Below are 15,646 nucleotides of genomic sequence, written 5' to 3'. Positions count from 1 at the left end.
TCCCAAGATTATCGACGTTTACAACAGGAATTAGCCGCCACTCAACAGCAACGTCAAGAACTCGAAGCGGTCTTACAACAAGAAACGGAAATTCAAACTGGATATACCCATTTTCAAACGCTACAAACTACGGAAGAATCTCTATCTAGTCAATTTAAACTTTATCAAGAGTATCAACAGCGTCGTCAACAGTTACAAGAAGAACAACGTCAATATTTGAATGACTTACAACAGCAAATTCAAACCCTACAAGCTCGGTTTGAAGCGTTAACCCAACAGGAACAAGATTATTTACAAATTTTAAGCCAAAAACCTGATATTGAAGTGGGGTTAGAACAGTTACAAACGGCGCGAACCCGTTTAAATCAGTTTGACCAATTGCAATTAGAAGTAACGCCACTTTTACAACATCGTCAACGGGTACAAACCGAGTTAGATCGATCTCAATCTCGTCAACAAGCTCGGTTAGAAGAATTAAAAACCTCGGTGGGAAAACTCCAACGAACCCTGAAACAACATCGCCCCCAATTAGAAGAACAATTACAAATGATTGGGAATCAAATTACGGAACTGGATAAGAAAAAAGTTTATCAATTGCGAGTACGAGAAAAAGGACAAGAACGTCATCAATTTATGGAACGTTTGAATAATACCAAACGGGATTATGAAGAAAAATTAGCCGAATTAGAGCAGAAAATTCAACTGTTATCAAAATCAGAAACTGAAGAAAAAGAAACCGATGATGCACCCTTATTACCATCGCAATTTCCCCCCTGTCCGTTGTGCGATCGCCCCTTAGATGAACATCACTGGAATTTGGTCATTTCTAAACAGCGAAATCAACAACAGGAATTCAGAAATCAAATTTGGATTGTTCATGAACAATTAGTGGTTGCGGATCGAGAAATTAAAATATTACAGGAGGAATATCGACAAATTCAACAGGATTTATTACCCTATGAAGAATTACGAGAACACCGAGGAAAAATTCAAGCTCAGTTAGAAGGTTTGTATCAAGATGAACAGCAATTACAACAACTGATTTTAGAACAACAATCTGTTCAAGAGATGTTAGAAACGGGGAGTTATGCAACGGATTTATATGCAGAATTACAAACGTTAGAGCAAAAATTAAGCCAAATTAATTATAATGAACACAGCCATGCTTTAGCGAGAAATGAAGAAAAACGCTATCGGTGGGCAGAAATTAAAGCGAGTCAAATTCGAGATGCGGAAGAGAAGTTAACGAAAATTCAAACTCAAAAACCAGAATTAGAAACCCAAATTCAAACCTTAACCCAAACGTTAACAGAACAAAAAAATACCTCAGAAATTCAACAAGAAATTCTAGCAATTGAACAAAAAATTACCGAGATGGGGTATAATGTAGAGGAACATAATAAAATTCGAGCCGAGTTACGTCAAGCCCAAGTGTGGTTAACTCGCACCGAACAATTAAACCAAGCCAAACAACAATATCCGATTCTGCAACAACGCATTGAAGAGTTAGAAACCCTCACCCAAGAACGAGTAAAAAATTTAGAAGCGATTCAAGGACAAATTGACTTATTACAACAGCAATTACAAGAAACACCCGACCCCACAGAAGCGTTAAAACAGTTAGATCAACTGATTCAAGAACAACGGCTAAAATTAGATAGTTATTTAGGTCAATTAGGTAGTTTACAACAACAACAAACCCAACTGGAACAACTTAATGCACAACAAACGGAACTCCAAGAACAATTAAATACTGTTCGTCGTCAATATCGAGTTTATCAAGAATTATCCCAGGCGTTTGGAAAAAATGGAATTCAAGCGTTAATGATTGAGAATGTTTTACCGCAATTAGAAGCAGAAACCAATCAAATTTTATCTCGATTATCTGCTAATCAACTTCATATTCAATTTGTTACCCAACGCACCGGACGCAGTAGTCGTTCAGCAAAAACAGCTAAAATGATTGAAACTTTAGAAATTTTAATTGCGGATGCGAGGGGAACTCGTTCTTATGAAACTTATTCGGGGGGAGAAGCATTTAGAATTAATTTTGCCATTCGGTTAGCTTTAGCTAAATTGTTAGCTCAACGAGCGGGAACTTCTCTACAAATGTTAATTATTGATGAAGGTTTTGGAACTCAAGATGCGGAAGGATGCGATCGGTTAATTGCGGCGATTAATGCGATCGCTTCTGATTTTGCTTGTATTCTAACTGTCACCCATATTCCCAGTTTAAAAGAAGCTTTTCAAGCGAGAATTGAAGTCCATAAAACCAGTCAAGGTTCACAAATTTATTTATCAATTTAGATGCTATAATTATTGTGTAATATAGGTTAAAAAATCTGGCAAAAATTGGATCTGGTGATCTATATTCTTAACGGGTTTAGGAATCAAACCCCTACAATATAAAGATGACTCTATTTATTCCTGATAATTAATGATTGATTTCAGCTTTTTGAGGATTCCCCCAAATCACGGTTTCCTGTTTATAAATGACCATTCCAGGTTTAGCACCTTTGGGTTTATAAACGTGCTTAGGTTTTGTATAAATAACCGGAACTTGTTCACTTTGTCTGGCTCGACTATAATAAGCGGTTAAATTAGCCGTAAATTGTAAATCCAAATCATCAGCAACCTGTCCCGCACTTAACCGTAATAAAACATGACTTCCAGGGATTTCTTGAGTGTGAAACCATAAATCATAATCCGTTGCGACTTTAAAGGTTAATTGATCATTTTGACGATTATTTCGACCAATTAAAACTTCAAAACCGTTGGGGGTTTGATAGTGATAAAATTCTATAGATGAGGGAGAATTAGAACTCCGATAATCAGAACTATTCAGATAACTTTGTTGAATTAACTCCTCTCGAATTTCGACTAATGTTTGTAAATCTTCGGGGGTTTGATAGGTTTCAATTTGACTAATGGCTGACTCGACTTGTTCTAAATAATTAATTTCAGTTTTTACTTCATTTAATAAAGGTTCAACGGCTGTTCTCGCTCGTTTTAACTTTTGATGTCGTTTATATAAAATTTGAGCATTCTGGACAGCATTATTCTCTGGATTGAGGGGAATTTTAACCGGGTCTCCGGTCTCAAAATCCGGTAACTCAATCTCTGTCATTCCCGGTTTCCATTCATGGAGAAATGCCATTAATAAATCAGCTTTTGCCCGATAGGAATCGGCTTCATCCGATTGCTCTAACCGTTGAATAAATTGATTCGCTTTAACTTGGAGTTTCGCTAAAACACTATTAATTTTTTGACTAATTTGATGATGAATTTGCTTAAATTCCTGCTGATTTAATTGATTTTTATAATAGTTATTGAGTAAATCTTGAACGGATTTAACGTTAGAAACTGTTTCTGAATTCCAAGGAATAATATCATAACCTTTAGGTGTATAATAAGGAATAAAGTTCTGGGTTTCTAAAGTATTTAGCCAAGTTTGCCAACTTTTAAATAACCGATTCCAGTCTTCTGAGGTTAATGTATTGGTGGGTTGACTGGGTTCTAAATTAGCTGCGTTAATCATGGATAAAACCAACCCCGAACTTAAACCCCGATAGTTTTTTAATAATTGTTGTTTTAACGCACTGGGAATTAAACTAACCCGCTCTTGCCAACGGGATTGGGATTCATTTAAACTGGGAATGGGTTCTGTTAATTTGGGGGGAAGTTCATAAGGTTGACTGGTTAAAATCGGTCGGACACTTGATTGTTGTAAATTCACTTGATGGGCAGCCGTTACAATTAGATTGTCCGATCCGGTTAAAATTACATTACTATATTTTCCCATAATTTCTACATACAAATGCCAGAGAATTTCATCCCCTGGACGTTGGGAAAATTGCAGATCTAAAATTCGCTCCCAAGGGTCAATTTGTTGAATTTCAACTAATGCTAATCCTCCTAATTGATGACGCAATTGATCACTAAAGGTAAAGGTATCAGGAACCCTGGGAGGCGCATCACCGATACAAATTCTAGCCGCTTGAGGATGCCAAGAAATATCTAACCAACCTCGACCTTTGAGAGTGCGTAACCCTAAAGAAATCGTAAAGCGATCGCGTTGATACACCTGTTCTAACCGCGCTGGAAGCCAGTTTTGACGCAGTTCACAACAGCTTGCGATTAATGTGGTTAAATCAACAGATTGCATAAAAGTTGCCTGATCACCTTACCCATTTACTATTGTCTCACCATTTTTTCCCAAAACTCTACTTAATTTTGAGGATGACGTTTTTTTAAATTATACTGGTTTTCAATCTTTCTATTATTTTTCATCAACTTCTAAACAGTTGATATTCACTAACTTGCTTTTGAGTAAATTTCCATGAAAAACTTCCTGACTCGTTTAGATTTGTCTTACCTCTATGTTTTTTTAGGAGAAGCAACTCTAGGTTTAACCTTTATTTTTTATATCCTGTTAGCTCGTGTTTTGGGGCCAGAACAGTATGGAATTTTTACCTCAGCTTCAGCATTAGGGGCAATTTTAGCTTTATTAATTCAGTTTGGATTACCTGTTTTGCTGAACCGAGAAGTGTCAGCTAATCCCGAAGTCGGTTCTAAATTAACCATACAGTTTTTAGTTTTAGAACTGCTAACTTCTATCCCAACTTTTATTCTATTATATCCGATTTCAATCTTGATGGGATATAACAATGAAAACACTTTATTAATCTGTTACATTGTTGTATTTTCAGAAATTTGCCGTGCCATGAAAATGACGTTAAGAGGTACGTTAAAAGGGATGGGATGGTTTAGAACAGAAACGGTGTCTGTTGTCCTAGAACGTGCCGCTACAGTGCTAATTTCCTTGGGGGTATTATATGCAACGAAAAGTTTGATTTTAGTGGTAATTACGATTGTTGTCGTGCGACTTTTAGATATTCTATTTCTGCTTTACTATCTCAGTCGAAAACTTCCGGTTTGGTCGCCCTTTACGATTAGCGATTGTTGGAACTCATTACGGATGGCTTATCCTTTTGCATTATCGGGGGTACTGTGGATTTTATATTATCAAGTAGATTTAGTGATGTTGCAAGCCATTGGCACAACCGTTGAAGCTGGATATTATAGTGCTGCTTACAAAGTGATGGAGATGTTTTTTGCCTTACCTCGTGTTATTTTCCAAGTTGTTTTTACCCGATTTGCTAAATATCATGCGAATGATCCCAGTCGTTTACCTGAACAATTATATAAAGCAACTCGTTTGTTATTAATGGGGGTTTTACCTGCGGTTGTGATTGCTGGATTTTTACAACAAATTTTACTTCCGTTAATTTATGGCCCTGAATTTGCTAAATCGGTTTATTCTTTAGCGGTTTTATTACCGAGTTTAGGCATTAGTATGTTTGGGAATTTATCTCAACGGTTTTTACAAGCAACGGGACAAGAAAAAAGATTACCCAACATTTTATTTTGGACAGCCTTGGGTAATGTCGTGATTAATTGGTTTTTAATTCCCCGTTTTGGTGGGCCAGGTGCTGCGATCGCAACTTTAATCAGTGAAATTAGCTTATGTTTGTTAGGATTACAAATTATGATCAGTGCTGGATATAGTCATATGGCTCAACACATTCGGGTGATCGCTTTATTGAGTTTATTAACTGCCGCTTGTCCTTCTTTTATTATTTATGGTTTACATCCAGGGTTGGGAATTGCATTAATGGTGGGTTCACTGTTAGCTATTCTTTATTTATTTCAACGTTCTCGTTTTCTGGGTTCATCTAATCCTTCCGTCTAAATCTCCCAACAGTCAATAACACATAATATTAATAGCTATCATTCTTTGAGTTAATCCTGAGAAATGATAGCTATTACTGGGGTAAATATTACGGATAATAATGCTGCGGGTTTCCCGATTTTTTCTTAATTTGGAGGAACAATTGGGTCATTATCACCATGTTTATTAGCATAAGACCCAATGATGAAAGGTTGAGCAGTTTTAGAGATTTGAACAATAGAATGAACGCCTATACCTCTGATTTCCAAATGTTCTGGCAACGCAATACTACCGTTAACAACCCAAGATAACAAAAGAATTAACATAAATTCCCAGTCTCCATTGAAGTGAAATATCACGAAAAATGTGCATGAAAAATCGTTCTGTTGCTTTCCTTGGCTTTTGATAGAGCCAGAGCAGCAGAATCTAATAAAAAATCCGGTAAATATCGTGTTATGCCTAAAAATTGTCTGTTGAGAACAGGGGAGACAAGATTAGGGATAGGTAGACTGGAAAGATGAGTGGCTGTTTGGTAGCAGATCAAAAATAGTAGAGGAAACTCATAACATTGAGTTTGACATCTCTATTACCAGTTTATACTGAATTCAATTTTTATACAAATCTTGATGCTCTAGGGCGATTTTCCCAGACATCAACCCAGTTTATCGTTAGTGATTTAGGGCTGAGTCTGCTAGATATGATCACATTCGGTCGAACTTCCGTTCAATTCAAAACCTAAAAAATAGGGGCGAAGTCATCTCGCCCCTAGAGGGGATGACATCGCCACACCCCGACAAATTGAGCTAAAATTACTGATCGTTTAACGCCGCAATTCCGGGTAAAACTTTTCCTTCTAACAGTTCTAAACTCGCGCCGCCTCCGGTGGAAATATGGCTCATTTGTTCGCCTAAATTCAACTGTTCAACAGCCGCAACGGAGTCACCGCCACCGATAATAGTAATTGCGCCTGTTTTGGTTAAATCTGCTAATGTTAAAGCGATCGCTTTAGTTCCGGCTGCAAATTTCTCAAACTCAAAAACCCCCATCGGGCCGTTCCAAATCACGGTTTTGCAGTCGCCTAAAGCATCTTGGAAGACTTTAACAGAATCCGGGCCAATATCTAATCCCATCCAACCATCAGGAATCTCATTAATGCTAACGGTTTTAGCATTAGCATCGGGAGCAAAATTATCAGCAACAATCACATCGGTCGGTAACAACATCGTGACACCTTTTTCTTTAGCTTTCGCTTCTAAAGACCGAGCTAAATCGAGTTTATCTTCTTCCACCAAAGATTTACCGACATTTAAACCGCGAGCTTTATAGAAGGTGAAAATCATCCCACCACCTAACAGCAATTTATCGCATTTATCTAAAAGAGCTTCAATCACACCAATTTTAGAAGACACTTTAGAACCCCCCACAATCGCGGCTAAAGGACGTTGGGGATTTTCAATCGCACCTTGTAAAAACTGGAGTTCTTTTTCAATTAAATAACCCGCCACAGAAGTTTCTAAATAATGGGTAACTCCTTCGGTGGAAGCATGGGCGCGGTGGGCGGTTCCAAAGGCATCATTAACGTATAAATCGGCAACAGAAGCTAATTTTTTAGCAAATTCAGGATCATTCTTTTCTTCTTCGGGATAAAAACGGACATTTTCTAAAACAGTAACATCGCCATTTTGCATTTGAGCAACCGCTTGAGCGACTTCATCCCCAATGCAATCGTCACATTTCTTAACAGGTTTGCCTAACAATTCCGATAACCGGGCTGCCACCGGGGTTAAACGCATGGAGTCGTCTATGCCTTTGGGACGACCAAAGTGGCTGGTTAAAATCACTTTAGCACCTTTGGAAGTTAAATCTTGAATCGTCGGCAGAGCCGCGCGAATCCGTGTATCATCGGTAATCGCACCGTTATCTAAGGGAACATTAAAATCAACCCGCACTAATACCCGTTTTCCAGATAAATCTGATGCTGATAAATCTGCTACAGTTTTTTTTGACACAGGATTATCCTCCTTGGATCTGTTATTGTCTAAATCAGATTAAATTTTAGGTGGCATGGGTCAGGTTTCAGACAGTTTGATGCTGTCTGGCTGACCAATGAGGTCTACCACCCAATCGTTCACAGTAAACATTCTACCGAAGTCCGCGTCTTGGAGATGCGCGATTATGTTTAAAACCGTTTTATTTGCCATTGACCAAAGCCGTGAAGCCCATGAGGCGGCTGTAATTGTGACAAACCTTGTCAAAACTTATGGGTCTAGTCTCTATGTTCTGGCGGTTGTAGAACCGGATGCTGAAGTTGTAGAGGCTCCCCCCCATGCGGAACAGATGACGTCCCCGGAAGCGGTGGCGGACTTACTCGAACAGGCCAAAACCCTGTTTTCTCAGGATGGGATTGAGGTTAAAATGCTAGAACGGCAAGGAAAGCCCGCCTTTACCATTTGTGATGTTGCCGATGAAATCGATGCTAATTTAATCGTCATCGGCAGTCGGGGCACTGGTCTGACTGAAGAAGGTGCCGCCGATAGCGTCACCAACCGCATCATTAACTTGTCTCCCTGTCCCGTTCTCGTTGTTCCCTAACAGAACCCCTACCTCCCCCTACTCCCCCTGCCCCCTCTGCTCCTCTTCTCCCCCTACCCCATAACCCTATGTCTATCCAATGGTATCCCGGTCATATTGCCAAAGCAGAACGCACCCTCACTGAACAACTCAAACGAGTGGATGTGATTTTGGAGGTGCGAGATGCTCGGATACCTCTAGCAACCCATCATCCCCAGGTTCCCCATTGGGTCGGAAGTAAAACAAAGGTGTTGGTGATTAACCGTATGGATATGATTCCTTCTCATATTCAGAAACAGTGGGAGGAGTGGTTTCAGCAAGGGGGGGAAACCGCTTATTTTACTAATGCTCAGTTGGGGAATGGGGTGGAGGCGGTGGCTAAAGCGGCCCAATTAGCGGGGGTACAACTCAATGAAAAACGGGCCTCACGAGGGATGTTACCTCGTCCGGTGCGGGCGGTGGTGATTGGGTTTCCCAATGTGGGAAAATCGGCGTTAATTAATCGCTTATTAAAGCGCCGAGTGGTGGAAAGTGCCCGACGGGCGGGGGTAACTCGTCAGTTAAGATGGGTGAGAATTTCCGAGACTTTGGAATTATTGGATGCGCCAGGGGTGATTCCGACTCAAATCAAAAAACAAGAAGATGCCTTAAAATTAGCGATTTGTGAAGATATTGGGGAAGCGGCTTATGAAAATCAACAAGTTGCAATAGCATTAATCGAGTTCTTACAAGATTTCAATTTACAACATTTATTAGCCGCCCGGTATCAATTAGAGTTTAAGACGTTGAGTGGGGAAGTTTATTTACAGGAATTAGCAGAATACAGACATAAAGGAGATATTGAAAGAACCGCCCGTCAATTATTAAATGATTTTCGCAAGGGATTATTAGGAAATATTGCCTTAGAATTACCGCCTCATTAATGACAGAGATGGTAATTAAACATAGGCATTGATAGAAACTTCTTTGCTGCCTCGGAGTAAATCCATAATGTCACCGACATAGTTTTGAAATTGAAATTGACGTTTGATTTTATAGTTGCGTTCGTCGGGTAAATCAATGACAAATTCCTCTTGAATTTGTCCAGGTCTGGCACTTAATACATAAATTCTCTGGGATAAAAAGACGGCTTCTTCAACGTCATGGGTAATCATTAAAATTGTACATCCTGTTTTTTGCCACAATTGCAGTAGAAATTGCTGCATGGTTTCTTTGGTTTGAATATCTAACGCCCCAAAGGGTTCATCCATTAATAAAATTTTGGGTTGGGTCGCTAAGGCACGGGCAATGGCAACCCGTTGTTTCATGCCGCCGGAAAGTTGTTTAGGATAACATTGGGCAAAAGCAGTTAACCCAACCACATCTAAATAATAGGAAGCTTGTTCTCGGCGTTGTTGATGGGAAACCCCCTGTAATTTTAAGCCAAATTCAACATTTTTTTGTACGGTTAACCAGGGATATAAGGTATAGCGTTGAAACACCATTCCCCGGTCTGCTCCTGGCCCGGTGACTTCCATGCCATCGACTATAATTTTACCAGAAGTGGGATAGTCTAATCCGGCAATCATTCTTAATAAGGTAGATTTTCCTGAACCCGATGCACCAACAGCACAGACGAATTCTCCGGTTTCAACGTGCAGATTAATATTTTGTAAGGCTACTAAAAAACCTTTCTTAGTCGGGAATTGTTTATGGAGATTGTTGATTTCTAAGTGCATTTTTAATTGTTCAAAATTAATAATTTTATCGGAACTATCAAAACCAAGCTTATTGGAATAATTTAAAATCACAATGAGTTCATAAACTGTTAAGTAGAATACAATAATTCCAGAAATTTCTGGAGGACGATAGGTATTAATCAACCGCCCATTTACAGGTCGTTTTCAGCAGCAGTCGGAAGGATAAATCAATCGCAAATCCAATTAAACCCAGAACAATTAAGCAGGCAAATATTTCATCGGTTCTGAGAAATTTTTGAGCGATAACAATCCGTTTTCCCAGTCCGACTTCGGCGGCAATTAATTCGGCAACAACAACTAAATTCCACGCGGCTGCCATATTAATTCTTAAAGCATCAATAATATTGGGAATCACGGCTGGAATAATAACTTGGGTGAAAACTTGTTGACGATTTCCGCCTAAAGTATAGCTAGTTTCAATTAAATCTCTGGGAACGAACTTGACCGCATCCATAATCATCAAGGTATTAAAGAATAATGTCCCAATAAAAATCAACATGATTTTCGGGGCTTCATCAATTCCTAGATATAAGACGAAAAGGGGAATAAATGCTGGGGCAGGCATATAGCGTAAAATCCCTATTAAGGGTTCGGTTAATGCCCGAATACTCGCAAAAGAGCCCATCGAAATTCCTAACGGAATTGCCAATAATGCCCCTAGAAAAAATCCAATTGTTACCCGTGTAATACTGGCGATGGCATCCTCAACTAAATACCCTTTTTCCCAAAGTTTAAAACCCGCTTGTAAAACTTGGGGAGGAGTGGGAAGAAAGCGAGAATTGAGAATTAATGCAAATACCCACCATAAACACAAAGGAATGACAATAGAAAGAACCATTAATACCCAATTTAGGGAAGCCGGAATGTTTTCAGAAATTCGCCAAAAAATAGTGGGTTTTAACGCTTTTACACTGGGGGATTCTATGGGATTAAGATTTTGTGGTTTCTGCATATTTTTTAACGAATTGAGCATCTAAAATCGAATCTAAATTAGGTTTCGTTTTGAGGAACCCCACTTGTAACATAAAGTCACTCATTTTTTGGGCAGCAAAAGGTAAATGTTTCATCGAGTCTCCGGGGGTAAAGGCTTCTAAATTGTCCTGAATGGTAAAAAATTTTGTGCCTTCATTAAACATTTTGAATTCTTCCGCAGAAACCCCCGCCCGTTTTGCCATAATTTCATTGGCTTTTTCTGGATTTTTTGTCATAAACTCTCGAATATCAAACCAAGTTTTAACTAATCCTTGAACCACTTGAGGACGGTCTTGAATTAATTTTTGACTCACGACTAATAAATCGGGAATAGCCCCTGGAAATTCTTTAGAACTAATTAACTCTTTACTTCCTTTTCGTTGGAGTGCCGTTAACCAAAAGGGAGGAAATGCCCCCACTGCGTCTACTTGTCCCGCGACGAAAGCAGCAGCAGCAGCCCCCGTTTCTAAGTTAACAATTTCAACATCTGGACGAGACATCCCCTCTTTTTCTAAGGCTAAGGCGAGTAAGAAATCATTGACTAAGCCTTCTTCTACAGCGACTTTTTTACCTTTTAGATCTTGAATTGTATTAATATTTTCTGCTACAATAATTTTATCATTTCCGGCGGAATTATCATTCACTAAAACCGCTACTTGACCATTTTTAGAATCACCGACAAAAGCAATCGTATCATTTAAGGTTTGGCAGTTTGCATCTAATTGTCCTGCTGCCATGGCTTGTAAGGATTCTAAATAGCCATCAAACCATTTTAATTCAACGTTTAACCCATTAGCTTTAAATAATCCTTCGGATTCTGCGATCGCCCAAGGCCACCATCCCGACCAATTACTATATCCTATAATCAGGGGGGGAGTTTGGGGAGTTGAGGTATTATTGGGTGTTGAATTCGGGGATTGATTACAACTGACAACAAACACTAAACTCGCTAGAAATAGCCCTAATAAAGATAAGATTTTTCGGCGTTTCATTAATTAAACCTCATGCTAAAATTGTTAATTTTTTAGAATTAAATAAACTAACGATTTAAGGCTTCCGGGGTTAAGGTTTGTTTTAACTTTACTTGAATTTTTACCCACTCCAACCAAGTTTCTAACCCTTCTCCGGTTTGAGCAGAAACAGGAATAATTTTAACATTAGAATTCATTTGGCGAACATTAGCTATAATGCGTTCAACATCAATTTTTAAATAGGGAGCCAAGTCCATTTTTGTAATTAATAAACAATCTGCTTCCTGAAACATAATCGGATATTTTAAGGGTTTATCTTCTCCTTCTGTCACACTTAATAGTGCAACTTTAGCGTGTTCTCCCACTTCAAATTCCGCCGGACACACTAAATTTCCTACATTTTCAACAAAGATTAAATCAAAACTTTGGGGATCATAATTTTGTTCTAATTGATGAATTCCCCCCCAGACCATTTTGGCATCTAAATGGCAGGAACGTCCGGTATTAATCGCAATTACAGGAACATGATATTGGCGCAACCGTTCTGCATCTAATTCGGTGGTCATATCTCCTTCTATGACCGCTAATTTTAACTCTTGATTTAAAGCAGCTAGGGTTTTTTCTAATAAAACTGTTTTTCCTGCCCCTGGACTACTCATCATATTAAAACAGGTGATTCCCCATTCATCAAAATGGGATCGGTTATCATCGGCTAAATGTTGATTAGCATGGAGTAAATTAATTCCTAAACTAACATCAAAGGTTTGGTGCATTTTGTTCTCCTGTTATTAATTCAATTCGAGTTTATAGCAGTCGTGCTGGCAGTTAGGATAGAGACTGAAGGCGCAAACCAGACGGTGAACTTTTTTCCTCCCTGTTCGGTGTTATTGAATATTCAATACGATCAATTTTTAATTCCCGACCGGAACGAATATCCTCCATCGGCGACTGACAGGTGGGACAAGCATAATGTAAACCGATTTCTGGAGAATATTCAGTTTGGCAATGATGACAATAGGCAATTAATGGAGTTTCTTGAATTTCCAGAATTACCCCTTCTAAAAAACTATTGCGGGTTTGCACTTCAAACGCAAACTGTAAACTAACAGGTTCTACACAGGTAAATTTGCCCACAATTAAATGAATTTTATCAATTTTAGCAGGTTTTCCCTGTGAATTACACCAGTCTTTTACCGTTAGAATTAATGCCTTAGTCATGTCAGTTTCGTGCATAATTAATAAACAGGAGAGAGTAGACAGCAAAAGATGGGAAAATCATTAGAAACCCGATACCTAATTTATGCCCATTGAACCCGTTCCGGTTGAGCTTCAGGGTGAATATAAGTAGGTTTTTGTTGGCGGGGTAATTGTCCTGAAATAACGAGATGGGCAAGGGTATCGCAAATCACGCGAGTTGCCATTAAAGACGTAATATCGCTGATATCGTAAGGGGGGGAAACTTCAACGACTTCTAACCCACAAACCGGAGCATTCTGCACAATTCTTTTGAGTAAATGTAAAGCTTCACGTGGTAATAAACCCCCAGGTTCCGGCCATCCTGTACCGGGGACAAAACCTGCATCAATACAGTCAATATCGAAACTAATATACACACAATCTGTCCCATCTAATGCTCGTTCTAAAGCAAAGTTTGCCGCCGCATCTAACCCCATTTCTGTAATATCAGTCACCGTGAGAATATTAGTTGCTCGTTCTCGACAAACCTTAACGCCTTCACGGGGAACTTGCCAACCTCCAATTCCTAATTGAACTAAATTTTTAGCCGGAGCATTCTTCATGTTGGTGGCGTGAAACCAGGGGCAAGTGTGCATTCGTTCATCTAAATCTGTTTCCTGAGTATCAACGTGACGGTCAAAGTGAATAATCCCAACTTTTTTATCGCCTAAATGCCGACAAACACCGCGAACAGTCGGAAAACCAATCGAATGATCTCCTCCTAAAATAATCGGAAATGCACCGGAACTAAAAACATGAGCAACACCTTTAGAAATTTGATCAAAAGATTTTTCATTATTAGCAGGAATGGTGAAAATATCCCCCACATCACAAAGGGTAATTTGCTCGCGTAAATCAACTCCTAATTCAAAATTGTAGGGGGTATAAAGAGCAGAAATCCGCCGAATTCCTTGGGGGCCAAATCGGGTTCCAGGGCGATAGGTTGTACCCGAATCATGGGGAACTCCTATCACCGCAACGTCATAATTGCCGACTAAACGAACATCTTCTAAATAAGGAGCTTTCAGAAACGTATTAATGCCCGCATAATGGGGTAATTCTCCTCTGGAAAAGGTCGGAATTCTTCGATCTTGAATACTTTCTGCGGCTTCTAAACCGTATTCTAAACCGCGATCCACTTCTTGTTGCCAACCCGTTAAGGGAAGGCGATTTTCTCGTTCTAATGCCCGTTGAGCTTCGCTTGAAAATCCATTAACATTTTCATCGGGAGGTTGAAAAAAAGATAGCTCACTCATGAAATTACTCCTGGGGGATACAGATCAATTCCGTACCCTGCAAAAAGCCGAGAGCCGTTGCGAGGTACGTCCACTCACAAACAATTCTCCCGGGCTTTTTTCCCGCCGTGTAGCTACCCATGATCAACGGTCTGGAATCAAAAACGGTATTGAGGGTAGCTTGCTTCTCTCGGACCTGTCGTTTTCAGCAATTTGCCATCAACCGGAACCCTAGAAGCGATTAATTGTCGGTTAAACTTATGCTGAACTTAACAAGTTCGGCTTCTAAAGACAGTATCTAAAGTTACAAAAATTAAAAACCCGGTTTCTGAGGAAGTCCTGCTAAAACTTCTGTTTTATTGTTAATCGTTGGGCAGGTTCACTTAGAAGTTGAGTATAAAGCTCGCTTAATTTTAAGGCGACTCCTGACCAACTAAATTGGGCTTCTACTTGTTTCCTTCCCGCTTCTCCCAGTTTTTTTGCCCACTCAGGATGAGATAAAATGCGATCAATCGCTTCAGTAAAGGCTAGATGATTTTTAGGCGGACATAATAACCCCGTAACTTCAGGAATAACAGTAAATTTTAATCCGCCCACATCAGAAGCGACGACAGGAGTATAACTTGCCATAGATTCAATGGCGACTAAACCGAAGGGTTCATAATGGCTCGGAACCACACAAACATCCGCCGCCCGATAATATAATGGCAGGTCTTCATCTAATATTCTACCTGTAAATAAGGTCATATCATTTAACCCTAATTCATGAACAATTTTTCTAATACGATCGCATTCTAAGCCATCACTACACCCTGAACGAGAACCGCCCCCAATGATTAATTTTAAGTTAGGAGAATGGCGAAATTTAGACTCTGCCATAGCTCTAACCAAGGTTTCAATGCCTTTGCGGGAATCAAAACGACCAATATAAAATACGATTTTATCTTCAGAATTAAACCCTAACTTTTCTCTTGCATCCGTCTTTGAAATTTTACCCAATTTTTCAATATTAGTTCCACAGGGAATAATATCTATTTTGCCCAATGGAGACACTAATTCCCGTAAAAACTGTTGTTCTTGGGGGCTAGTAGCCACAATTCGTTCTGCGGTTTCTAAACAAAGTTGATCAATATTTAATCGAGTTTGAGCAATCTGAGGAATATCAGGAACCGATTGATATTTAACAATTCC

The 15,646-nt window shown here is 39.3% G+C and carries 14 protein-coding genes and 1 riboswitch; of the genes, 4 read left to right on the top strand and 10 right to left on the bottom strand.

The annotated features are described in order from the left end of the window. Positions 1-2,307, top strand: a 2,307-nt coding sequence (locus ACKPEB_RS01710) for an SbcC/MukB-like Walker B domain-containing protein (protein ID WP_408963046.1), incomplete at its 5' end; no start/stop codon positions are given. Between the two features lie 127 nt (positions 2,308-2,434). Here ACKPEB_RS01710 and ACKPEB_RS01705 read toward each other — a convergent pair. Then, positions 2,435-4,165, bottom strand: coding sequence for an NFACT family protein (locus ACKPEB_RS01705; RefSeq protein WP_408963045.1), 1,731 nt, complete (start codon positions 4,163-4,165; stop codon positions 2,435-2,437). A gap of 174 nt (positions 4,166-4,339) precedes the next feature. Between ACKPEB_RS01705 and ACKPEB_RS01700 the strand changes: the two genes are divergently transcribed. Next, positions 4,340-5,752, top strand: coding sequence for a flippase (locus tag ACKPEB_RS01700; protein ID WP_408963044.1), 1,413 nt, complete (start codon positions 4,340-4,342; stop codon positions 5,750-5,752). A gap of 125 nt (positions 5,753-5,877) precedes the next feature. On the opposite strand, the gene ACKPEB_RS01695 is transcribed toward ACKPEB_RS01700, so the two are convergent. After that, positions 5,878-6,057 carry a hypothetical protein gene (locus tag ACKPEB_RS01695; RefSeq protein ID WP_408963043.1) on the bottom strand — a complete coding sequence of 60 codons (180 nt, stop codon included), beginning with the start codon at positions 6,055-6,057 and terminating at the stop codon, positions 5,878-5,880. A 483-nt stretch (positions 6,058-6,540) separates the two neighbouring features. Beyond that, entirely contained in the window at positions 6,541-7,740 is a 1,200-nt protein-coding gene (locus ACKPEB_RS01690; protein WP_408963042.1) for a phosphoglycerate kinase, read from the bottom strand. Positions 7,741-7,906: 166 nt separating this feature from the next. Between ACKPEB_RS01690 and ACKPEB_RS01685 the strand changes: the two genes are divergently transcribed. Together ACKPEB_RS01685 and ylqF are read left to right on the top strand one after the other, a co-directional pair. Then, complete coding sequence (locus tag ACKPEB_RS01685) at positions 7,907-8,323, top strand: universal stress protein (protein ID WP_408963041.1); 417 nt, start codon at positions 7,907-7,909, stop codon at positions 8,321-8,323. Between the two features lie 68 nt (positions 8,324-8,391). Continuing rightward, entirely contained in the window at positions 8,392-9,225 is an 834-nt protein-coding gene (gene ylqF / locus ACKPEB_RS01680) for a ribosome biogenesis GTPase YlqF (protein WP_408963040.1), read from the top strand. A 15-nt stretch (positions 9,226-9,240) separates the two neighbouring features. Here the strand turns inward: ylqF and ACKPEB_RS01675 are convergent, their stop codons facing one another. The 7 genes from ACKPEB_RS01675 to ACKPEB_RS01645 all read right to left on the bottom strand — a co-directional run. Further along, positions 9,241-10,020, bottom strand: coding sequence for an ABC transporter ATP-binding protein (locus tag ACKPEB_RS01675; protein ID WP_408963047.1), 780 nt, complete (start codon positions 10,018-10,020; stop codon positions 9,241-9,243). A 136-nt stretch (positions 10,021-10,156) separates the two neighbouring features. Further along, complete coding sequence (locus tag ACKPEB_RS01670) at positions 10,157-10,993, bottom strand: ABC transporter permease (RefSeq protein WP_408963039.1); 837 nt, start codon at positions 10,991-10,993, stop codon at positions 10,157-10,159. Continuing rightward, entirely contained in the window at positions 10,971-12,005 is a 1,035-nt protein-coding gene (locus ACKPEB_RS01665; protein ID WP_408963038.1) for an ABC transporter substrate-binding protein, read from the bottom strand. The genes ACKPEB_RS01670 and ACKPEB_RS01665 overlap by 23 nt, the downstream gene beginning before the upstream one ends. 47 nt (positions 12,006-12,052) lie before the next feature. Then, on the bottom strand, positions 12,053-12,757 hold the full coding sequence (hypB, locus tag ACKPEB_RS01660) for a hydrogenase nickel incorporation protein HypB (protein ID WP_408963037.1): 705 nt from the start codon (positions 12,755-12,757) through the stop codon (positions 12,053-12,055). A gap of 52 nt (positions 12,758-12,809) precedes the next feature. Then, entirely contained in the window at positions 12,810-13,217 is a 408-nt protein-coding gene (hypA, locus tag ACKPEB_RS01655) for a hydrogenase maturation nickel metallochaperone HypA (RefSeq protein ID WP_408963036.1), read from the bottom strand. Positions 13,218-13,282: 65 nt separating this feature from the next. Next, the gene (gene speB, locus ACKPEB_RS01650; RefSeq protein WP_408963035.1) at positions 13,283-14,476 is read right to left on the bottom strand and encodes an agmatinase; all 1,194 of its coding nucleotides are present in this window, start codon (positions 14,474-14,476) and stop codon (positions 13,283-13,285) included. 84 nt (positions 14,477-14,560) lie between these two features. Next, positions 14,561-14,701, bottom strand: a riboswitch (guanidine-I (ykkC/yxkD leader). A 96-nt stretch (positions 14,702-14,797) separates the two neighbouring features. Then, the coding region (locus ACKPEB_RS01645) for a glycosyltransferase (RefSeq protein ID WP_408963034.1) at positions 14,798-15,646 on the bottom strand (849 nt) is incomplete at its 5' end.

Origin of the sequence: Planktothrix sp., assembly GCF_046067725.1 — a bacterium.
GTDB lineage: Bacteria > Cyanobacteriota > Cyanobacteriia > Cyanobacteriales > Microcoleaceae > Planktothrix.
Note: the sequence above shows the minus strand (reverse complement) of the source record. Positions and strands in the feature narration are given on the sequence as shown.